Genomic DNA, 20,670 nt, shown 5'->3' with positions numbered 1-20,670 from the left:
AGGCCTTGCGATCGGCGTACCGTCGAACTTGTGTTCACCACGATCCAGCGCGCACGGCGCGCACCGAAGCGGGGCGGGCCCGGGTGGTCGCCGGGCCCGCCCCGGCACACCGTCCTCAGCGGACGACCCCGGCGCGATCCGCTACCTGACCAGCGGGACGACCGGCGCCGCCTCGGTGGAGAGGGGGATGGAGTAGCGCTGGGTCAGGAACGCGGCCACGTCGTGGAAGAACGGCGCGGCGGAGTGACCGTCCGGAGTGGAGTACGAGGGCGTGTCGTAGACCATGCCCACCACGAACCGGGGCGAGTCGGCGGGCAGGATCCCGGCGAAGGTGATCCAGTACTTGGAGTCGCTGTAGCGGCCCGCCGCCTGGTCGAACTGCTGCGCCGTGCCTGTCTTGCCGGAGATCTGGTACCCGGTCACCGCGGCGGCGGGTGCGGTACCGCTGTTGCCGTTGGGCGCCTTCTGCGTCACCGCGCGCAGCATGTCGCGGGTCGTGCGCGCGGTCTCGGGGCTCACCACGCGCACCGCCTCCGGGCGCGGTTCCTCCACCCTCGTCCCGTCCGGGGCGATCTTGGCCCGCACGATCCTGGGCGGCACCCTGACCCCGTCGTTGGCGATGGCCTGGTACATGCCCGCCATCTGCAGCACGGTCATCGACAGGCCCTGGCCGATGGGCAGGTTGCCGAAGGTGCTGCCGGACCACTGGTTGCGCGGCAGCAGCCTGCCCGGGCTCTCGCCGGGCAGCCCGACGCCGGTGCGCTTGCCGATGCCCAGCTTGTCCAGCAGCGCGGCGTAGCGGTCCTGGCCGATCTGGTCGGCGAGCATCAGCGTGCCGACGTTGGAGGACTTGGCGAAGACGCCGGTGGTGGTCAGGTTGATCCGGCCGTGCGGCCAGGCGTCGCTGACGGTCCGGTCGGCCACCTGGACGGAGCCGGGCACCGAGTGCACCGCGTCCGGGGTGGTGATGCCGTACTCGATCGCGCCCATGGCGGTGACGATCTTGTTGACCGAGCCCGGCTCGTACGGGGTGGTGACCGCGGCGTCGTTGAGCAGCTTGGGGTCCAGGCCGCCCGGTGCGTTCGGGTCGAAGGTCTTGTCGTTGGCCAGGGCGTAGATCTCGCCGGTCTTGGCGTCGAGCACCACGACGCTGACGCTCTTGGCCTGGCTGCGCTTGCCGAACTCGGCGGCCTTCTGCTGCACGAAGTACTGCAGGTCGGCGTCGATGGTCAGCTCGACATCGGACCCGTTGACGGCGGGCTGCACCTTGTTGGGCGCGCCGACGATCACCACGTCGGTACCGCTCGCGGTCTCCACGACCTGCACACCCGGCGTGCCGGACAGGTCGTTGTCGCGCAGCATCTCCAGCCCGATCAGGCCGTGCAGGCTGTGCTTCTTCTGCTCCGGGTCCTCCATCCGCCAGTTCGCGTACCCGAGCACGTTGGCCGCCAGCGAGCCGCCGGGGTACTCGCGCTTGGCCCGGTCCTCGACGTTGAGCGAGCCGTGCAGCGCCACCAGCTCGCGCGCCTTGGCGGGCTCGACATCGGTGGCGAGGTAGGTGAACTTGTCCTCCGACCGCAGCTTGGTCAGCAGGTCCTGCTCGGAGACCTGCGACCCCAGCACCCTGGCCATGTCGGCGGCGATGGACGCGGTCTCCTCGTCGAAGGTCACCACGTCCTTCGCCTTGCTCTTGGCCGCCAACTCCTCCAACGCCTTGCGCTGCGCGGCGGGCCGGTAGGCCAGGGCCTTCACGTCCACGCTGAACGCCAGCTCGACCCCGTTGCGGTCCACAATGGAGCCCCGGGTCGCCGGGATGGGCAGGTTCAGCAGCCGCTGCCGCTCCGCGCGGGCCGCGAGTGCCTCCGCCTCGAACCCCTGGACCTGCACCAGCTTCAACCCGGCCGCCACCAGCGACGCGATCAACAGGAACCGCACCACGACCACCCGCACCCGGTGGTCGGTCCCGGCCGACCGCTTGGTCACCCGCCGCAACCGCATCGGCGACACACCCCGCCGCTTCGCCCCCTTGCCCTTCCCCCGAGCATGCCCCGCCTGCGCACCCCCACCTCGACCACCAGCACCGCCCCGCGGCACACCCCCAGCACCATCCCCGCGACGCACATCCCGCGCCCCACCCCGCCCCGCGCCGCCCCCATCCCCCCGACGCAATTCCCGACTGCCGTCCCGCCCACCACTCATCCCGCTACCCCGCGGCCCACCCGCGGCACCCCCATCACCACGCCGCAGCTCCCTACCACCGTCCCGCCCACCACTCACGCCACTCCCCCGCCGCACACCAGCACCGCCGCCATCCCCACCACGCGACTCCCGACCACCACCCACTCCGCCGCCGTGCCGCCCGCCCGCGGCGGCACTCCCATCACCGCTCCGCCGCCCACCAGCAGCACTCCCGTCCCCACGGCGCAGCTCCCCACCACCGTCCCGCCCACCACTCATGCCACTACCTCGCCGCACACCCGCATCTCCACCACGCGGCTCCCGACCATCGCTCACTCCCCCGCCCCGCCGCACACCTGTGCCGCTATCTCCCAGACGCGGCCCCTTGCCACTGTCACGACCGCCGCTCGCGCCGCTAGCCCGCCGAGCACCTGCATCCCCGCGGCCATCCCCACGAGACAGCGCCCGACCGCCATCCCGTCCGTCCCCCGAACCGCCACCTCGCCGCACGTCACTCACGCCGCCCTCACCCCCGCCACGCGGTTCTCCACCACTCCCGCGTCCATCGTCCGTTGGCACACCCAGTCCGCCGCGGAGCCCGCAGCACAACTCTTGGCCGCACTCCCCCGCATCACTGACGCCACGCTCTCGATGCGCTCAGCCCTCACAGCCGCCCCCCAAGGCAACTTCCGGGACTCCAGACCACCTTCCGCGTCCTCACCCCGCGGCACATCGCCGCCGCGCTTCCCCCGAGGTGCCCGATCGCCACCCTCGGTCTCGTCGCCCGCGGGATGACCACACGGCAGCTGACCCACGGGGCGCACGTCCCTGGAAAGCCCGTCCCAGATCAGGAGGCCAGAGAGCACAACCTGGACAACATCGGCGCGCGCTCCGCTCGGCTCTCCATGCGCAGCGCGGAACGACATCCGCCAACCCGTCGCTACGGGGACTCGCGCCCTGACTGCCCGCGTCCGGACTAGCCGGTGCGGCCGGCTTCCGGAGACATCCGCAGACTCAACGGGAGGTTCTGGCCTGCGGTGGCCTACCGCTCGGGTGGAGATGGCTTGGGAGTCGATCAACCCGTTGCGGGGGCCGAGGCGATCACCCTCGCGCGTACGGGCCATGGCAGCGCCAAGGGCCGAGCGGCTGGTGTCGTGGCCGGAGCCCACCGCCCGGGTGGGGGTGGGGGATTCCGGGGGGCGGGTGGTGTCGTGGTCCGGGTCCGCAGGCCGGGTGTGGGCTGAGGTCCGCCGGGGTCGGGTTACCTGGGTCCGGGGGGACCCCGGGCCGGTGGTCGCCGAGCGGCGGGGTGGCATCAGCCTGCTCCGCCCGGGGGTGGGGTGGTGTGGCCTTCGGCGGGGTCGATGCGGGGTTGGTTGGGGCTCAGGGGGGTTGCCTGGGCCACGCCCGCGGCTGGGGTGGGCTGTTCGGCTCCGGGGGCGGGTTGGCCTGCGGCGGGCTGGCCGGTGGTGGTGCCGCCGGGGGGTGCCTGGCCCGCGGGTGGGGTGGTGCCGTCCGCGGCGGGTGGGGTGGGGTCAGTGGGGGTGGGGGTGGCCGCGGGTGGGGCTGGGTCGGCTGGTGGGGTGGCGGGCTTGGCGGTGCCGACCAGTTCGACGGTGCCGTCGGGCTTGAGCCTGAGCCAGGCCGCGTCGCCCGCGGGGACCATGCCCAGGTCCTGGGCGCGCTTGGCGAGGGCGGGGGCGGCCTCCTGCTGGGTGACCTCCTGCTGCAGCAGGGCCGCCTGCTCGGCGAGCTCACCCGCCGCGCGCTTGGCGCCCTCCAGGCGGTACGAGTCCGCGATGGCCTGGGTGGTCAACCACAGCGTCGTCGCCACACCGACGGCGAGCAGCGCGATGATCAGGACCACGAACGACGCCCGGCCCGCGCTGGCCTCCTCGGCCACCCGAGCCGACGATGTGTGCGGGCGGACCCCCTCACGCTGGGCCCGCCGCGCGTAGGCGCGCTCCGCGGCGGCCGTACGCGGTCGCTGAACAGCTCGTCGCGGCTTGGGCGGCGTCTCAAGCAAGCCGACCTGGCCTGGGGTTTCCACAGTGGACTGGGCTGCCCGGCTCTTGCGGGCCGCGCGGCCAGTGGGCACCGTGCTCCGCGCACCACGAACAGACCGCCCCGAGCCATCCCCGTCAGCCCGAGCCGACCGACGACCACCGGAACCGGACCCGTCGAGATCAGCCTCGGTCGACCGACGACCGGAAGCCGCGCGCCCGGAAGTCCCAGCGTCCGACCCGGCAGACCGGCGGCGGCCGGTCGAGCCGGGGCTGTCGGGGTCCGTGCCGGGCGAGCGGCGGCGGGAGCGGCTGGGTGAGCCGGAGGTCTCCTGGTCGGCGGTCGTGGTCCGGGTCGAACGGGGGGTTCGCCTGGGGGGTGTGCCGAGGGTGCGGGCGGTCTGGGTGGGACCGTCCGCGTCCGGGGGGATGGGGTCTTGCCGTGCTTGTGCTCTACCGGTCACCGATTCACCATGTTCCGCACCGACACCCCGGTCGTCCTCGTCGGACCGGGTCGTTTCCCGCTGTTGGCCGGGTTCGCGCTGGTCGCGCACCGAGCCGCGCCGTGCCCGGGGCGACCGCCCCGCGCGGGCGGGGGCGCCGCCCTCCGGGGTGTCGTCGTCGGGGGTGGGGTGGCGGGACTGGGTGGGCAGGCGGCCGGTGCTGCTCGGTGGGGCGGTCACGGTGCCTCCCGGACGCGTTCGGCGGCGCGGAGCCGGACTGACTGCGCGCGGGGATTGGCGGCGACCTCGGTCTCGTCGGCCACCTCGGCGCCGCGGGTGAGCAGGCGCAGTTGCGGGGCGTGCTCGGGCAGTTCCACCGGCAGCCCGTGCGGCGCGGTGGACTTGGCCAACTCGGTGATGGCCCGCTTGACGATGCGGTCCTCCAGCGACTGGTAGGCCTCGACCACGATCCGGCCACCGACCGACAGCGCGGTCAGCGCGGCCGGGATGGCGCGGCGCAGCACGTCGAGTTCGGCGTTGACCTCGATGCGCAGCGCCTGGAAGGTGCGCTTGGCCGGGTGGCCGCCGGTGCGCCTGCTCGCGGCGGGGACCGCGTCGTAGAGCAGTTCGACGAGGCGGGCGCTGGTGGTGAACGGCTCGCGCTCGCGCTCGGTGACCACGGCGCGGGCGATGCGGCCTGCGAAGCGCTCCTCGCCGTACTCGCGCAGCACCCTGGCCAGGTCTCCCACCGAGTAGCCGTTGAGCACGTCGGCCGCGGTCTGCCCGGTGGTCTGGTCCATGCGCATGTCCAGCGGCGCGTCCCTGGCGTAGGCGAAGCCGCGCTCGGCCACGTCCAGCTGCATCGAGGACACGCCGAGGTCGAACAGCACGCCATCCACACGCGACAGTCCCAGGCCGACCAGGGCCTCGGGGAGTCCGTCGTAGACGGTGTGCACCAGGTGCACCCGGTCGCCGTGGCGGGCCAGGCGCTCGCCGGAGAGGGCGAGGGCGTTGGGGTCGCGGTCCAGGCCGATCAGGGTGAGCCGGGGGTGGGCCGAGAGCAGGGCGTCGGAGTGCCCGCCGAGGCCGAGGGTGGCGTCCACCAGGACGGCGGGGCGGTCGGCGATGGCCGGGTGCAGCAGTTCCAGCACCCGCCGCACCAGGACCGGCTCGTGGCTGGGTCGATCCGTCACCGGCACACCCCAGACCAGCACACCCGGGTCCCGCACATACCGGCCCCACGCACGCGACCAGCCACACCGGACGCGCGCCGCGCCGCCATGGCAACCACCCCTCTCCGCACCAGGTCACCCCGCCCGAAATGAGCACCGGGTGCCGCCAGGTCCCCGCCCGCTCGTCGGACCTGGCACCGGGGAAGGTGTGCCAGGGCCGAAGGCGAGCGGACCGAGGCCTCACGGCACCCGCGCCCCGCGCTCCGCGTCAGAACACGCCGGGCAGGACCTCCTCCCGGGCCTGGGAGTAGCTGTCCTCGTGCTCGTCCAGGTAGGTCTGCCACGCCTGCGCGTCCCAGATCTCCAACCTGGTGATCGCGCCGATGACCACGCAGTCCTTGCTGAGCCCCGCGTACTTGCGCAGCTCAGGCGCGATCGCGACCCGCCCCTGCCCGTCCGGTCGCTGCTCGTCGGTTCCGGCGAACAGGTACCGCTGGTAGGCGCGGACCGCCTCGTTCGTCAGGGGTGCCGCGGCGACCTTGCGTGCCATCTCCTCGAACTCCGCGCGTGGGAACACGTAAAGGCAGTGATCCTGACCCTTCGTGACCATCAACCCACCCGCGAGCGCTTCCCGGAACTTGGCGGGCAGCGTGAGCCGCCCTTTGTCGTCGAGCCTGGGGGTGTGCGTGCCGAGGAACATCCGCCACACCCACCTCCCACCGAACCGGTCGGATCGGTCGTGGGGCCCCCGTCTGCCCCACTTGGCGCCACAGTACCCCACTTTTCACCACAGTCAACGCGAATCGCGCGGGATTCGGACCGGCCGGTTCGGCGTTTTCGCAGCTAGAGCCGCTGGGGTGGATGTGGGGGGCGGTGGGGGCACGACCGGGTCCCACCATCGCGCCCATGCCGTTATAACGGATAAATCGGGCGCGCTATCCGGCCCGAACCGCATGTCAAAGCCCTGCGTGGGGCGTTGTGGTGGCGGTGGGAGCGCTCCGGTGGGGCGCGGTGGGGAACGCGGCCGTGCTCACCCGTTCGGGTACCGCTCGGGGTGTCGCCGACCGATCACCGACCGTCATCGCCGCCGCTGGGGCCCCGGCGGCGGCCCGGTGCGCGGGGCGGCCACCGCCGACCCGCGCACCGGTGCCGTGACAAGATCCACAACAGCACGTCGCGGGCGTGGACACGATCGTGACCGCACGGCCGCGCGGCGGCCTATCCTTGGGCGCGAGCCGGGGCGATGGCCACCCGTCGCGCGGTCACCCCAGTGGAAGGCGTTGGGTACTTCGCCCTCGTTTGACACACTCCGTGGCAGGCTGTCGCGGCCACGCCGATGTGGTGGCGAGCACGTGGGGGGCCGCGCGCCGAGCCCGACCGCGCCCGGAACACCGGTGGCGGCGGTAGGCGGTCGGCGCCGAAGAACTTCGGTCAGCCGCCGAGGAACACCAGGAGGTCGCGTGACGTCGAGCACCCCGCATGCCGCCCTGCCGGGCAACCCGTACGGAGGCCCCGGCGGCGAGCCGTACGCGGGGCACAACGGGGGGTACCCGGCCCAGCCAGGCGCCCACCCAGCGCCGCACGAGCAGGCCCAGCAGCGCCAGCCCGGCCGCTTCGACGACCTGCACGCCACCGCGCAGCGCATCGCGCAGAACGTGGAGCGGGTGCTGGTCGGCAAGCCCGAGGTGGTGCGCATCGCGCTGGTCACCCTGCTCGCCGAGGGCCACCTGCTGGTCGAGGACGTGCCGGGGGTCGGCAAGACCTCGCTGGCCAAGGCGCTGGCCCGGTCGATCGACTGCACGGTGAGCCGCATCCAGTTCACCCCGGACCTGCTGCCAAGCGATGTGACCGGGGTGTCCATCTTCAACCGGCAGACCAACGAGTTCGAGTTCCGGTCCGGGCCGGTGTTCGCCAACATCGTGGTCGGCGACGAGATCAACCGCGCCTCGCCCAAGACCCAGTCGGCGCTGCTGGAGTGCATGGAAGAGCACCAGGTCACCGTCGACGGGAACACCTACCCGCTCGACTCGCCGTTCATGGTGATCGCGACGCAGAACCCGATCGAGATGGAGGGCACCTACGCCCTGCCCGAGGCCCAGCGCGACCGGTTCACCGCGCGGGTGTCTATCGGCTACCCGGACCCGCAGGCCGAGTTGGCGATGGTCGACGAGCACGCTGCCCGCGACGTGTGGGCGACGCTGCGCCCGGTGTCCGACGCCGACCAGGTGCGCGGGCTGATCGACTCGGTGCGCTCGGTGCAGATCGCGCAGGAGGTCCGCCGCTACGCCGTGGAGCTGGTGTCGGCGACCCGGCGGCTCTCGGAGATCCGCATCGGTGCCTCGCCGCGCTCGACGCTGCACCTGGTGCGGGCGGCCCGCGCGCAGGCCGCGCTGTCCGGCCGGGACTTCGTGGTGCCCGACGACCTGCACGTGGTGGCCGTCCCGGTGCTCGCGCACCGGCTGGTGCTCACCCCGGAGGCCCAGGCCTCGCGCCGCTCCCCCGCCGACCTGATCCGGGGTCTGCTGCAGCGGGTCCCGGTGCCGCAGGCCACGCCGGACGCCGGTGGCGCGCCGTGGACCGGACCGCGCGGGCGCTAGGGGGATCGGATGCCCGGAGCCCTGTCGGGACTGACCACCCGAGGACGGTGCCTGATCGCGGCCGGGCTCGCTGCCGCGGTGTGCTCGGTCGTGCTCAACGAGCGCGACCTGATGCGCGTGTCGGTGTTCGTGGTCGCGCTACCGCTGTTGGTGTGCGTGGTGACTGCCGTGTCCCGGGTGGGCTTACGGGCGCAGCGACACATCTCCCCTGTCCGGGTCCCAGTGGGGGGTCGGGCGGAGGTGGCGCTGTCTGTGCAGAGCACCGGCAGGCTGCCCACGGTCGGTTTGCTTGTCTCCGACGGGGTGCCGTACGCGCTGGGCGGCAAGCCCCGGTTCCTCATCGAACACCTGCCCCGCCACACGGGGACGCAGCTGCGATACACGCTGCAACCGATGTTGCGCGGTATCCAGCAGATCGGCCCGTTGAAGGCGACCGTCACCGACCCGTTCGGGCTCGCGGAGTTCGAGCGCGAGCTGGCGGGCACGTCCCGGATGGTGGTCGTGCCCAGGGTGGTGCGGCTGGCCGGGGTGCCGGGCGGGTCCGGGCTCGGCTCCGGTGACGACGGGTCCGTGCGGCTCAACGCGGGCCAGGGCGAGGACGACGCGGTGGTCCGGCCGTACCGGCAGGGCGACGACCTGCGCAAGGTGCACTGGCGCTCGACCGCCAAGCGCGACGAGATGATGGTGCGGGTCGAGGAGAGCCCGTGGCGCGGCGGCACCACCGTGCTGCTCGACCGCAGGGTCGCCGGGCACCGCGGCGCGGGCGCCGGGTCGAGCCTGGAGTGGGCGGTGTCCTTCGCCGCGAGCGTGTGCGTGCACCTGCACCGCCACGGCCACCAGATCCGGCTGGTCACCGAGACCGGCGGGGTGCTGGTCAGCGACGCGGGCGACGGCGCGCACAGCGACACCGCGGTGCTCGACGCGCTGGCCGCGCTGCAGCCGGTGCACCAGCGCGACATCTCGTGCCCGGCCGATCCCGGGCACGGCCAGGAGCTGATCGCGGTGCTCGGCGCGGCGACGCCGGAGTCGGTCAGCCAGCTGATCCGCTACCGCACCCGGGGCACGCGCAGCCTCGCGGTGCTGCTCGACACCCCGGCGTGGGGCACCGGCGACGGCCCGGACGTGGACCCGACGGCGGCGGCGAGCCTGCTCGCGGGTGCCGGGTGGGGGGTCACGATCGCGCGGCCGGACGTGCCGATGACCCAGGTGTGGGCCGGGGTCTGCCGCACCGGCAACCGGCGCGGCGACACGATGATCGCGGGAGCCGGGACATGAGTGAGCAGCCGCCGCCCGCCGTGCGGGCGCAATGGTCGACCACGGTCACCCCGGTGGTGGCGGCGGTGACCACGCTGTGCGCGTCGACGGCGCTGTCGGGGGTCATCTCCGGCGCGAGGTGGCTGGGTCACGCCGGTGTCGCGGTGATCGTGGTGACCGCGATCGGCCTGGGGCTGCGGGCGATGCGGGTCCCGACGCTGCTGGTCGGGGTGGCGCAGCTGGTGGGATTGCTGTTCCTGCTGGTCGCGTTGTTCACCGACAGCGGGGTGCTGGGGATCTTCCCCGGCCCGGACGCGCTCGACGACCTCGGGTCCGTGCTCAGCGACTCGGTGGAGGCGGTGCGCACGGGGGTGCCGCCGGTGGCCGAGACGAGACCGGTGCTGTGCCTGGTAGTGATCGCGATCGGGCTGGTCGCGGTGCTGGTCGACACCCTGGCGGTGGCCGCGGGCGCCCCGGCGGCGTGCGGCCTGGTGCTGCTGTGCGTGTACGCGGTGCCCGCCTCGCTGGCCGACGAGCTGCTGCCCTGGTGGTCGTTCGTGCTCGGCGCGAGTTCGTTCGCGGCGCTGCTCGCGGTCGACGGGACGCACCGGCACCGGTTGTGGCGCAACCGGCCCGCGCTGCCCACCACGGGCACGGGCGTGGGGTCGCCGGTCGCGATGGTCTCGTCCGCGCTGGTGCTCGGTCTGCTCGCGGGCACGCTGATCACCTGGATCGGGACCGTCGGCAGCCTGCCCGGTGGCGGCAACGGCGGCGGTAGCGGCGGCGGGTTGGCGTTGAAGCCGTTCACGAAGCTGCGCGGCATGCTCGACCAGGGCAGCAACGTGGAGCTGCTGCGGGTGCGCGGTCTGGGCAACGACAGCCGCTACCTGCGCGCGATCACCCTGCCCCGCTACGAGCGCGACGGTGGCTGGGTGGCCGCGGACGCGCTGCCCAACAACGTCCCCGCCGGGCTCGCCCTGCCGCTCGCGCCGGGCGACGACGGCCAGGGCGAGGTCACCAGGATCGAGATCGAGCCGGTCAACTACGAGGACCTGTGGGCGCCGGTCTACGGCACCCCCCGCAACCTGCGCGACCTGCCGGAGGGCATGTTCTACGACCAGGCGGGCGGCATGGTGTTCTCGCACAGCATGCGCAAGCTCGACCGGTACGTCGAGGACGCCGACCTGACCCAGCCGAGCGCCGACCAGTTGCGCCTGACGAGCACCGACTACGACGAGATCGACCCGGTGTACCTGTCCGCGGACGGGATCGACGCCGAGGTGGTGACGCTGGCCAAGCTGCTCACCAACAACCAGCAGTCGGTGTTCGACAAGACGATGGCGCTGCAGAAGTACTTCGCGACCACCAACGGCTTCCAGTACAAGACGCAGACCGCGCTCACCAGCGACGAGAACGCCCTCAAGGAGTTCCTGTTCAACTCCAAGGTGGGCTACTGCGAGCAGTACGCCTCCGCCATGGCCATCCTGGCCCGCGCGGCGGGCATCCCGTCCCGTGTCGCCATCGGCTACACGGCGGGCTTCCTGTCCGGCGACTACCGGTCGATCACCACGCAGGACGCCCACGCGTGGGTCGAGGTCTTCTTCCCCGGCCAAGGTTGGGTCACCTTCGACCCCACCCCCCTCGCTGACGGTCGCGCCTACGAGCCCCCTTACGTCAGCTCCGACACCAGCACCCGCCCGTCGACGAGCATCACCACGGAAACCGTCCCCACGGGCTCGGCCAGCACTACCGCCGCCCCCCGCAGTGAACGGCCCGACCCGGACCAGCAGGCGGGCAGGCTCGGCCCGGGCGGCTCGACCGACTCGGCGTGGCCGTGGCAGGCCTGGACCGGCATCGGCCTGGGCATCGTCGCGGTCCTGCTGTCGATCCTCGCGACGGCCGGGGGCAGGCCCGCGGCCAGACCGTTCGCCATCGTCGCGGTGTTGGGGGCGGGCGTGTTCCTGCTGTCCCTGCTGTCGTGGTGGCTCAGCGCCCTGTTGGTGGTCCTCGCCCTCTCCGCCATCCCCGCCACGGTCCGCGACCAGCGCCGCCGACGCCGACGCACCGCCCTGTCCAGCGAGGACGCGGCCACCGCGGCGTGGACGGAGCTGATGGCGGAGTCCTGGGACCGGGGCGCGGAGACCTCGGACACCGACACCGTCCGCACCGCCGCCCGCCGCCTGGCGAAGGAGCACAGCCTGGACGACGGCTCGAAGCAGGCCCTGCGGACGGTGGTCAACTCCGTCGAGCGGTCCTGGTACGGGGGTCACGCGGAACGCGACCCGGAACTGGGCCGCGCGTTCGACGAGGTCGTGTCCGGCATGCGCAAGTCCTCCCCCCTGGACTGGAAGGGACGCCTGCTGCCCCGGTCGGTCGTGTCCCCGCAGCGCAAGTCCAAGAAACCGGACTAGGACGAGTTGTCCACAGGCCGCCCCCGCACACACCGCGTCCTGTCGCCCCGCCTCGATAGGCTGTGCATCGGGAGCTGCTCAGAACGGGTGTGGAGATCAACGTGGCCGTGGTCCTGGTGACGGGCATGTCCGGTGTCGGCAAGTCGGCCGCGCTGGGTGGGTTGGCGCGGCTCGGGTACCGGGTGGTCGACACCGACCACGGGGGCTGGGTCGCGGATCTCCCGCTGCCGGATGGCACGAGTGAGCCGCAGTGGCGCGAGGAGCGGATCGACGCGCTGATCGCTGAGCACGAGCGGTCCGGTGAGCCGCTCGTCATCGCCGGGACGGTGCTCAACCAGGCCCGGTTCTACCCCCGGTTCGCCGAGGTCGTGCTGCTCTCCGCGCCGCTGCCGGTGATGCTCGAACGCGTCGCCGCCCGCGAGACGAACCCGTACGGCAAGACCCCCGAGGAGCGGGCCAGGATCGCCGCGGACACGGCCGAGGTCGAGCCGCTCCTGCGTGCCTCGGCGACCGTCGAGATCGACACCCGGGCGCCGCTCGACGAGGTGGTCGCCCGCCTGGCCGAGCTGGTCAGCGGCGGTGCGTCGCGGCGGTGAACTCGCGCAGGCCGTGCAGGAGCGCGGCCCGCGACTGCGGCGGCATGGCGGCGAGGACCTCGGCCAGGTCGGCTCGGCGGGCTGCGCGCAGCCGGTCGAGGAGTTCGCGGCCGGTGACGGTGAGGACGATCTCGACCTCGCGGCGGTCGGTGGTGGCGGGGCGGCGGTCGAGCAGACCCGCGGCCTGCAGGCGGTCGCACAGCCGGCTGGTGGAGGACGGGATGGTGCCCAGTTCCTCGGTCAGCCGGGTCAGGTTGACCGGTTCGAGGGACTCCACGAAGTGCAGCGCGCGCAGCTGCATCGGCGGGACCCTGGGGTAGACGTCGGTGTTCGCCCTGGTGAGGACCAGGCCGAGGGCTCGCGCGGCCACCTCGGTCTCGGCAACCTCGTCCACCTGCCGCAGCGCCATGCGCACCACTCTCGCACACGTGGGCGGGCGCGCGGCCGGTCCCCTGTTGCCGGTTTAACCGCGCGCGGCGAGGTCGGCGAGCAGGTCGTCGGCGGTCTTGGTGTTGATGACCCGCTCCGGTCCGATGCCGCACAGCTCGGCGCGCTCGCAGCCGTGCGGCAGCCAGTCGAGCTGGCCGGGGGCGTGCGCGTCGGTGTCGATCGCGAACCGGCAGCCGTGCTCGACGGCCGCGCGCAGCAGCCGCAGCGGCGGGTCGAGCCGCTCCGGGCGCGAGTTGATCTCCACCGCCACCCCGTGCTCGGCGCACGCCGTGAACACCGCGGCCGCGTCGAACTCCGACTCCGGCCTGCCCTTGCCGACCACCAGCCGCCCGGTGCAGTGCCCGAGGACGTCGACGTGCGGGTTGGCCACCGCGGTGAGCATCCGCTCGGTCATCTCGGCCCGGGGCATCCGCAGCTTGGAGTGCACGCTGGCGACCACGACGTCGAGCTGGGCCAGCAGCTCGGGCTCTTGGTCGAGCGACCCGTCGAGCAGGATGTCGACCTCGATGCCGGTGAGGATCAGGAACGGCGCCAGCTCCACGTTCAGCTCGGCCACCACCTCCAGCTGGCGGCGCAGCCGCTCGGCGCTGAGGCCGTTGGCGACGCGCAGCCGCGGCGAGTGGTCGGTGAGCGCGATCCACTCGTGGCCGAGTGCGATCGCCGCCTCCGCCATCTCCCGGATGGGGCTGCCGCCGTCGGACCAGTCGGAGTGGGTGTGGCAGTCGCCGCGCAACGCCGCGCGCAGGGCGCCACCGCCCGCCACCGGCGCGGACTGCTTCTCCATCAGGTTCAGCAGGTAGCTGGGCTCGCCGCCCATCACCGACTCGGCGATGACCAGCGCGATCGAGTTGCCGATCCCGGGCAGGTCGGTCAGCGTCCCGGCGGTGGCCCTGGCGGTGAGCTCGTCGGGATCGATCTCGGCGACCTTGGCCGCGGCCCGCCGGAACGCGCGCACCTTCTGCGTCGCCTCACCCGCGCGCTCCAGGTACAGCGCGATCTGCTTCAACGCCGCCACGGGGTCCATGCGCCCATAGGTAGCGCACCGGGCGCGTTCCCGCACAACCGGCGCGCGCGGGCGGGCCGGACTAGCGTCGGGGAACCCCACCGCACGAGGAGGCAGCATGCCCGTCCCGGCCATCGACCCCGTCGCGGCAGGCGTCCTCACCGAGGTCCTCGACGGCCGGTGGGCGCACATCCGGCGGGAGGCGCGGCTCCGCATGGCCGCGCTGCCCTCGCCCGCGACCCACGACCTCAGCACCGAGCAGCACCGCGAGCAGGTGTTGGCCGAGCTGCACGAGCTGGCCAAGTCCGGCTACCCGAGGATCGGCTTCCCCACCAGCCACGGCGGCGGGGGTGATGTCGGCGGGTCGCTGACCTCGTTCGAGATGCTCGGCTTCGGCGACCTGTCGCTGATGGTCAAGGCGGGCGTGCAGTGGGGCCTGTTCGGCGGCGCGGTCGAGGCGCTGGGCACCGGGCGCCACCTCGACCGGTACCTGCCCGAGATCATCGACCTCGGCCTGCCCGGCTGCTTCGCGATGACCGAGACCGGCCACGGCTCCGACGTCCAGCACGTGCGCACCACCGCGACCTACGACCCCGACAGCCGCGAGTTCGTCGTCAACACCCCGGACGTGTCGGCCCGCAAGGACTACATCGGCAACGCCGCGCGGGACGGCCGGATCGCGGTCGTGTTCGCGCAACTCGACGCGGGCGGGGCCGAACGCGGGGTGCACGCGCTGCTCGTGCCGCTGCGCGACGACGAGGGCAAGCCGCTGCCGGGGATCACCATCGAGGACTGCGGCCGCAAGGCCGGGCTCAACGGCGTGGACAACGGGCGCGTCTGGTTCGACCAGGTCCGCGTCCCGCGCGAGGCCCTGCTCAACCGGTACGGCGACGTCGCCGAGGACGGCACGTACTCCAGCCCGATCGAGAGCGACTCACGCCGGTTCTTCACCATGCTCGGCACCCTCATCCGCGGCCGGATCAGCGTCGCTGGGGCGGCGGGCAGCGCCACCAAGAGCGCCCTGACCATCGCCGTCCGCTACGCGCTGGACCGCCGCCAGTTCCGCGCCCCGGACGGCGGCGGCGAGGTCCTGCTCCTGGACTACCTCGCCCACCAGCGCAAACTCCTGCCCGCGCTCGCCACGACCTACGCGCTGCACTTCGCCCAGGCCGAGTTGGTCGCCACGCTGCACGACGGCGACATCGACGAGCGGGGACAGCGCGAACTCGAGTCGCGGGCCGCCGGGATCAAGGCCGCCGCGACCTGGCACGCCACCCGCGCCATCCAGACCTGCCGCGAGGCGTGCGGCGGCGCCGGGTACCTCGCGGAGAACCGGCTCCCGCAGCTCAAGGCCGACACCGACGTGTTCACCACGTTCGAGGGCGACAACACCGTCCTCTACCAACTGGTCGCCAAGGGCCTGCTCACCGGCTACCAGCAGGACCTGCACGAGCTGGGCAGCGTCGGCATGGCCAGGTTCATCGCCGACCAGTTCGTCGGCACCGTCATCGAGCGCACCGCGGCCCGCTCCCTCATCGAACGCCTCGTCAGCGCCGTCACCCGCGACGAGGACGCCGACCTGCTCGACCGCGGGTGGCACCTGCGGCTGTTCGAGGACCGGGAGAAGCACGTCCTGGACACCCTGGCGCGCAGGCTGCGGCGCGCGGGCGAGCCGGGCGAGTCGGCGTTCGAGGTGTTCAACGCCGCGCAGGACCACGTGCTGCGGGCGGCCAGGGTGCACGTGGAGCGGATCGTGCTGGAGGCGTTCGTCGCCGCCATCGACCGCTGCGCCGACCCGGGCGCCGCCGCGCTGCTCGGTCGCGTGTGCGACCTGCACGTGCTGAGCTCGGTGGAGTCCGACCTGGACTGGTTCCTCGGCCACGGCCGGATCAGCACCAGCCGGGCCAAGGCCGTCACCGGGGCGGTCAACGACCTCTGCCGCGATCTCCGCCCGCACGCGGGGATCCTGGTCGAGGCGTTCGCCATCCCGGACGCGGTGATCGCGGCGCCGATCGCACTGGGCGCCGAGCGTGATCGACAGGACCCGCGGCGCGAACGCCACCAGGCAGGACTACCCCGGAAGGAGGACTCCGACTCAGCGACCGCGTCGTGATCCGGGATCGGGTAGTCGCGGGGGGAAACGCCCCGTATCCTGGAGGCGACACCTCCACCGAGGGGTGCCCGCCGGGTCCGGCGGCAACCGTGATCGCCCGGCGCCCGCGACCGCTGTGCCGGAGGAGGAACGCATGCCACTCTCCGAGCACGAGCAGCGACTGCTCGACCAGATCGAGCGCGCGCTCTACGCCGAGGATCCCAAGTTCGCCTCCACCGTCCGAGGTGCCCGCCTGCGCAAGCCATCCCGGCGGCGCAGGCTGCAAGGCATCGCCCTGTTCGTCCTGGGCGTCGCCCTCCTCGTGCTCGGTGTGATGCTGCCGTTCAAACCGGCTGGTATCCCCGTGGTGAGCCTGCTCGGCTTCCTGGTGATGTTCGTCGGCGCCCTGTTGACGCTGACCGCGCTGCGCCAGGGCGGCTCCGAACCGGAGCCAGGTCAGGAGTCCTCCCACGGCGGGGGCGGCGCGACCGCCCACCACCGCAGGAGCTCGTTCTCACAACGCATGGAGGAGCGCTTCAAGAAGCGCTTCGACGAAGAGCACTAACCCCCATCCCCACCAAGGCACAAGCGCCGACGCCCGCTCCAGGGAGTCGGCGCTGAGCCGTTTTGCGGGGACGGTGCCTGCGAGCACCGCTGTCGGTTACTCGGCGGCCGACCGCTCGGCGAACGGGAGGTCGGTGTCGCCGATGACGTGGATGATCTCGGCGAGGCCGGTGACGGCGAGGATGCGGGACAGGAAGCCGGGGACCTTGTCCAGCAGCACCTTGTTCCCCCGCACCAGGGTGCGCTTGTGCGCGGCGATGAACGCGCTCAGCCCGCTGGAGTCGATGAACTCCAGGCCGGACAGGTCGACGACCACCTCGTCGTAGCTGTCGGCCAGGGCGAGCAGGGCACGCTTGAACTCGACCGAGGTGTGGGTGTCGAGTTCCCCGGTGACGGTGATGGTGGCGCGGTCCTGGTCGGTGGCGGTGGTGTGGGCGAACTCGGTCATCGGGGTCCAGTCGTGATGGGGTCTGTCCAGTGCTGCTGGACCAGGGAGCGGGCGATGGGGTAGTCGCGCAGGTCCTTGATCAGCAGCCTGCCCAGCTCGCCGACCAGGGCGGGGTCGACGGCGCGGGCGGCGAGCAGGTCGGCCACCCAGGCGGCCGTGTCGGAGATGGTGCGCGGGTCGTCGGTGAGCAGGGCGGCGCTGACCGCGTGGTAGGCCTGGTTGACCACGTCGGCGGCCACCGAGTGGACGCTGTCGAGCGGCAGCCGCTCGGTGGTGACGATCTGCGCGGCCAGCGACCAGCCCTCGCGCAGCCCGGTGACCAGCCGCCGGTGGTTGAGCTCCAGCGTCGCCTGCTCGACGGCCGAGGGCCTGGACAGCGGCGTGACCGCGGCGACCACGGTGGGCAGGGCGCGCACCGCGGCGACGGCCTCGCGGGCACCGGAGGCCCAGGCGGTGGCGCCGAGGGCGACCGCGCGCCGGTCGTCGCCGCCGAACGCGGACCCGCCGACCACGACCGGGATGCCCGCGTCGGTGCTGGCCTCGATGAACCGGCGGGTGGTGGGCAGCGCGCCGAGCACCGAGCAGCTCACGGCGGTGGCGTCGGGCCCGAGGTCGTGCAGGTACTGGCTCAGCCGCGCGGGCGGGGTGGAGGCGCCGAGCAGGGTGATGTCCCAGCCCTCGGCGCGCAGCGCGGTGCCGACGATCATCGCGGGCAGGGCGTGCCACTCGCGTTCGGCGCAGGCGACCACGACCCGGCCGCGGGTGGCCGGGATGCGGCGGACCCAGCGGGCGACCGCCTCGGTCGCCGACACCGACACCGCGGTGGCCGCGTGCTCCTCGGCGACGCTCCACTCGCCGCGCTGCCAGCGCTCGCCGACGGTGCGCTGCGCGGAGGCGATCACGTCCACCAGCACGGTGATCGGGTCGACGCCCGCGGCGACGAGCTCCTCCACCACGTCGACGGCGGCGTCGACGTCCACCGAGGCGAGCGCGCCGTCGAACCGGGCAAGACCGTCGACGACCGGGTCGAGAACTCCGCCTGTCACCGGCGGGCTACCTTCCGCACGAGACCGCGAACAGGGCCATGTCGTCGTGCGACCGGCCTGCCAGGTACTCGACCACGTCCTGCTCCACGGCCTCGCAGACCGCCTCCGGCCCGGCGCCCGCGTAGGCGGGCAGCAGCGCGACGAGGCGGTCCATCCCGTAGAAGCCATCGGCGCCGCGGGCCTCGTAGATGCCGTCGGTGAACATCAGCATCGTGTCGCCGGAGGCCAGGTGGATGGTGTTCTCCAGGTAGCCGACCTCGGGCAGCACGCCCGCGACGGTCCCGCCGACCATGACCTGCTCGACCGTGCCGTCCGCGCGCAGCACCAGCGGCGCCGGGTGGCCCGCCGCGGCGAGGTCGACCCGCGCGGAGCGGCCGTCCTCGGCGGGGCGGACCCTGGCGCACACGGCGGTGACGAACTTGTCGGACTCCTCGTCGTAGAGGACGGCGTTGAGCGCGGCGAGCACGCTGTGCGGGCTGCGGTCGAAGTGCGCGGCGGTCCGGATGCTCTGTCTGGCCCGGCCGGTGAGCACGGCGGCCTCGACGCCCTTGCCGCAGACGTCGCCGGTGACCAGCACCCAGTCGCGGCCGGAGCCGTGCACGTCGTAGAAGTCGCCGCCGATGTCGAGGTGCTCCGCCGCGGCGCGGAACCGGGCGGCCAGCCGCAGCCCCGCCGCCCTGGGCAGCGTCGGCGGGCGCAGACCCGCCTGGAGCACGGAGGCGACCCTGGTGCGGTCCTCGTAGAGCCGGGCGGAGTCCAGGGCCATCGCGGCCCGCCCGGCGATCTGCTCGGCCAGCGCGACGTCGTCCTCGGGGAAGCCTCGACCCGCGCCGCGCACGATCACCAACACGCCGACGGTGGTGCCGCGCGCGGTCAGCGCCAGGCCGAGCACGTCGGCGGGGCGCAGCGACGTGGCCTCGTGGCGCAGCTTGTCGTGCGGGATCATGCTGTCGAGGCCGTCCGCGTAGTCCTCGTCCAGCGCGACGTGCAGCAGCTCGCTGCGGCCCGAGCGCAGCACCCGGCCGACGCCGAGGTCCTCGACGACCGAGCGGTCGACGCTGGTGGCGAAGGTGTGCTCCGCGCCGCCGTAGATGGCGAGCCGGTCGCTGCGGTGGTCGGCCATGGCGAGCATCGCCCAGTCGGCCAGGTCCGGGGTGATCAGCGCGAACAGCCGCAGGATGGTGCGGCGCAGGTTCAGGGACCCGGCCAGCTGCGTGGTGATCTCCCCCGCGAGCGCGGCCCGCTGCCGGGCCTGCGCGAGCAGCTGCTGCTCGGTCGGCTCGTGCGCGGTGTGCGCGCCGAGCGGAGGTGTTCCCGCCGCGGTCGGCTCAGCGGCCTGCTTCGGTCCGGACATGGATCACGCCACGCTTCCGTTCTGGGGGTTGCGGACCCGGTCCAGTCTACTGGTTGTCCAGCGGCAACGATGCCGCCGACTCCCGGTGCGTCGCCGCGACTCCCCCGCCGACGGGCACACTGACCTCGCCGAACTCCGCCCACACCCATTTCCCGGTCCCGTCGGGTTCGTGCCCCCACGACTCGCTGAGCGCGATGACGATGGTCAGCCCGCGGCTGCGCTCGGAGAGCAGGTCGGGCGCCTTGCGCACCGGCAGGGTGTCGGCGTCGTCGCCGACCCGCAGCAGGACCCGCCCGCCGGTGAGCGACAGCTCGACCCGGATCTCGCCCGCGCTGTGCTCGATGGCGTTGGTGACCAGCTCCGATGTGGCGAGGACCACATCGGACACCAGGTCCTCGGCCACCGACCACGACCGCAGGGCGGCGCTGACGAAGTCGCGGGCCTCGCCCGCGGAGGTACTCGCCGGTGGCAGGCGGGTGGCCAGTTGGCGCACCCTACCGGTGTTCGCCGACTCGCTCACGTCACCTGCCACCACCCCTCGAGCGCGACCAGCGCGCCGTCGATACCGCGTTGCCACCGGACCCCTGGTGCCCCTGCGCACCGGTCCGACCCCGCCACTTCTCGTGCTCCCGGGGGAACCGGCCACCAAGCCTGTGACCTCTGCCTTCACGCCGGGTGAGGTACCCAGGCGGTGACCGGGTGAATCAACCGCCGATCAGGCGGTGCCCTGGCCCTGCGACCCGGCCAGGCCGAACACCTCGGCCAGCCCGGTGATCTCGATGATCCGGCGCACCCGCTCGTGCGGGGCGTCGAGCACCAGCGACCGGCCGCTGTCCTCGGCCTTGCGCAACGCGGCGACCAGCACCCGCAGGCCCGCCGAGTCCATGAACTCCACCGCGGACAGGTCGACGCGCACGCCGGTCCCGCCGTCCTGGCCGAGCGCGGCGTCGAGGGCCTGCTCCAACTGGGGCGCGGTGGCCAGGTCGACCTCGCCGGTGACCGAGACGACGACCGGGTCGGTGCCCTCGCTGTTGATCTCCACTATCGGTCCTTCCTCAC

The 20,670-nt window shown here is 73.2% G+C and carries 18 protein-coding genes; 6 read left to right on the top strand and 12 right to left on the bottom strand.

The annotated features are described in order from the left end of the window. Positions 1–141 precede the first annotated feature (141 nt). The 5 genes from BMY07_RS15685 to mraZ all read right to left on the bottom strand — a co-directional run bounded on the left by BMY07_RS15685 (position 142) and on the right by mraZ (position 6,496). Positions 142–1,998, bottom strand: a complete 1,857-nt coding sequence (locus tag BMY07_RS15685) for a peptidoglycan D,D-transpeptidase FtsI family protein (RefSeq protein WP_245782409.1) — start codon at positions 1,996–1,998, stop codon at positions 142–144. A gap of 275 nt (positions 1,999–2,273) precedes the next feature. Next, positions 2,274–2,420 carry a hypothetical protein gene (locus BMY07_RS34355; RefSeq protein WP_177215596.1) on the bottom strand — a complete coding sequence of 49 codons (147 nt, stop codon included), beginning with the start codon at positions 2,418–2,420 and terminating at the stop codon, positions 2,274–2,276. A 1,073-nt stretch (positions 2,421–3,493) separates the two neighbouring features. Continuing rightward, on the bottom strand, positions 3,494–4,081 hold the full coding sequence (gene ftsL, locus BMY07_RS15670; protein WP_092778823.1) for a cell division protein FtsL: 588 nt from the start codon (positions 4,079–4,081) through the stop codon (positions 3,494–3,496). A gap of 779 nt (positions 4,082–4,860) precedes the next feature. After that, the gene (gene rsmH, locus BMY07_RS15665; protein WP_092779148.1) at positions 4,861–5,817 is read right to left on the bottom strand and encodes a 16S rRNA (cytosine(1402)-N(4))-methyltransferase RsmH; all 957 of its coding nucleotides are present in this window, start codon (positions 5,815–5,817) and stop codon (positions 4,861–4,863) included. A gap of 247 nt (positions 5,818–6,064) precedes the next feature. After that, a complete protein-coding gene (gene mraZ / locus BMY07_RS15660) occupies positions 6,065–6,496 on the bottom strand; it encodes a division/cell wall cluster transcriptional repressor MraZ (protein WP_092778820.1) in 432 nt (143 codons plus the stop codon). Between the two features lie 760 nt (positions 6,497–7,256). On the opposite strand from mraZ, the gene BMY07_RS15655 reads away from it, so the two are divergent. The 4 genes from BMY07_RS15655 (at position 7,257) to BMY07_RS15640 (ending at position 12,654) form a co-directional block, all read left to right on the top strand. Continuing rightward, a complete protein-coding gene (locus BMY07_RS15655) occupies positions 7,257–8,393 on the top strand; it encodes an AAA family ATPase (RefSeq protein ID WP_177215595.1) in 1,137 nt (378 codons plus the stop codon). A gap of 9 nt (positions 8,394–8,402) precedes the next feature. Further along, complete coding sequence (locus BMY07_RS15650; RefSeq protein ID WP_092778817.1) at positions 8,403–9,668, top strand: DUF58 domain-containing protein; 1,266 nt, start codon at positions 8,403–8,405, stop codon at positions 9,666–9,668. Further along, positions 9,665–12,058 (top strand): transglutaminase TgpA family protein, encoded by a 2,394-nt coding sequence (locus BMY07_RS15645; protein ID WP_245782408.1) that lies wholly within the window; start codon positions 9,665–9,667, stop codon positions 12,056–12,058. Before BMY07_RS15650 ends, BMY07_RS15645 begins: the two co-directional genes overlap by 4 nt. Before the next feature lie 101 nt (positions 12,059–12,159). Continuing rightward, a complete protein-coding gene (locus BMY07_RS15640; RefSeq protein WP_245782407.1) occupies positions 12,160–12,654 on the top strand; it encodes an AAA family ATPase in 495 nt (164 codons plus the stop codon). Here BMY07_RS15640 and BMY07_RS15635 read toward each other — a convergent pair. Beyond that, positions 12,629–13,063: a MarR family winged helix-turn-helix transcriptional regulator gene (locus BMY07_RS15635; RefSeq protein WP_092778816.1), complete on the bottom strand. Its 435-nt coding sequence runs from the start codon at positions 13,061–13,063 to the stop codon at positions 12,629–12,631. The genes BMY07_RS15640 and BMY07_RS15635 overlap by 26 nt on opposite strands. A 54-nt stretch (positions 13,064–13,117) precedes the next feature. Further along, positions 13,118–14,128 (bottom strand): PHP domain-containing protein, encoded by a 1,011-nt coding sequence (locus BMY07_RS15630; protein ID WP_092778815.1) that lies wholly within the window; start codon positions 14,126–14,128, stop codon positions 13,118–13,120. A gap of 97 nt (positions 14,129–14,225) precedes the next feature. Between BMY07_RS15630 and BMY07_RS15625 the strand changes: the two genes are divergently transcribed. Beyond that, positions 14,226–16,220, top strand: coding sequence for an acyl-CoA dehydrogenase family protein (locus tag BMY07_RS15625; RefSeq protein ID WP_092778814.1), 1,995 nt, complete (start codon positions 14,226–14,228; stop codon positions 16,218–16,220). 133 nt (positions 16,221–16,353) lie between these two features. After that, positions 16,354–16,764: a DUF3040 domain-containing protein gene (locus BMY07_RS15620; protein ID WP_092778809.1), complete on the top strand. Its 411-nt coding sequence runs from the start codon at positions 16,354–16,356 to the stop codon at positions 16,762–16,764. Positions 16,765–16,860: 96 nt separating this feature from the next. On the opposite strand, the gene BMY07_RS15615 is transcribed toward BMY07_RS15620, so the two are convergent. From BMY07_RS15615 to BMY07_RS34985, 5 genes are all read right to left on the bottom strand, one after another. Then, positions 16,861–17,211: an STAS domain-containing protein gene (locus BMY07_RS15615; protein ID WP_092778807.1), complete on the bottom strand. Its 351-nt coding sequence runs from the start codon at positions 17,209–17,211 to the stop codon at positions 16,861–16,863. Then, the gene (locus BMY07_RS15610; RefSeq protein ID WP_092778806.1) at positions 17,208–18,257 is read right to left on the bottom strand and encodes a cobalamin B12-binding domain-containing protein; all 1,050 of its coding nucleotides are present in this window, start codon (positions 18,255–18,257) and stop codon (positions 17,208–17,210) included. The genes BMY07_RS15615 and BMY07_RS15610 overlap by 4 nt, the downstream gene beginning before the upstream one ends. A 7-nt stretch (positions 18,258–18,264) precedes the next feature. Further along, on the bottom strand, positions 18,265–19,611 hold the full coding sequence (locus BMY07_RS15605; protein WP_092778805.1) for a PP2C family protein-serine/threonine phosphatase: 1,347 nt from the start codon (positions 19,609–19,611) through the stop codon (positions 18,265–18,267). A gap of 46 nt (positions 19,612–19,657) precedes the next feature. Further along, positions 19,658–20,131 (bottom strand): ATP-binding protein, encoded by a 474-nt coding sequence (locus BMY07_RS15600; protein ID WP_245782406.1) that lies wholly within the window; start codon positions 20,129–20,131, stop codon positions 19,658–19,660. A gap of 195 nt (positions 20,132–20,326) precedes the next feature. Next, the gene (locus tag BMY07_RS34985) at positions 20,327–20,653 is read right to left on the bottom strand and encodes an STAS domain-containing protein (protein ID WP_218150673.1); all 327 of its coding nucleotides are present in this window, start codon (positions 20,651–20,653) and stop codon (positions 20,327–20,329) included. Between the last annotated feature and the right edge of the window lie 17 nt (positions 20,654–20,670).

This window comes from Actinokineospora terrae (assembly GCF_900111175.1).
Classification (GTDB): domain Bacteria; phylum Actinomycetota; class Actinomycetes; order Mycobacteriales; family Pseudonocardiaceae; genus Actinokineospora; species Actinokineospora terrae.
This window is presented reverse-complemented; position numbering and strand designations above follow the sequence as displayed.

What these genes read in the sequence shown, in the direction of transcription:
- BMY07_RS15685 (WP_245782409.1), bottom strand. Translation starts at nt 1,998, where the DNA reads ATGCGGTTGCGGCGGGTGACCAAGCGGTCGGCCGGGACCGACCACCGG.
- mraZ (WP_092778820.1), bottom strand. Translation starts at nt 6,496, where the DNA reads ATGTTCCTCGGCACGCACACCCCCAGGCTCGACGACAAAGGGCGGCTC.
- BMY07_RS15650 (WP_092778817.1), top strand. Translation starts at nt 8,403, where the DNA reads ATGCCCGGAGCCCTGTCGGGACTGACCACCCGAGGACGGTGCCTGATC.
- BMY07_RS15645 (WP_245782408.1), top strand. Translation starts at nt 9,665, where the DNA reads ATGAGTGAGCAGCCGCCGCCCGCCGTGCGGGCGCAATGGTCGACCACG.
- BMY07_RS15635 (WP_092778816.1), bottom strand. Translation starts at nt 13,063, where the DNA reads ATGGCGCTGCGGCAGGTGGACGAGGTTGCCGAGACCGAGGTGGCCGCG.
- BMY07_RS15630 (WP_092778815.1), bottom strand. Translation starts at nt 14,128, where the DNA reads ATGGACCCCGTGGCGGCGTTGAAGCAGATCGCGCTGTACCTGGAGCGC.
- BMY07_RS15625 (WP_092778814.1), top strand. Translation starts at nt 14,226, where the DNA reads ATGCCCGTCCCGGCCATCGACCCCGTCGCGGCAGGCGTCCTCACCGAG.
- BMY07_RS15620 (WP_092778809.1), top strand. Translation starts at nt 16,354, where the DNA reads ATGCCACTCTCCGAGCACGAGCAGCGACTGCTCGACCAGATCGAGCGC.
- BMY07_RS15615 (WP_092778807.1), bottom strand. Translation starts at nt 17,211, where the DNA reads ATGACCGAGTTCGCCCACACCACCGCCACCGACCAGGACCGCGCCACC.
- BMY07_RS15605 (WP_092778805.1), bottom strand. Translation starts at nt 19,611, where the DNA reads ATGTCCGGACCGAAGCAGGCCGCTGAGCCGACCGCGGCGGGAACACCT.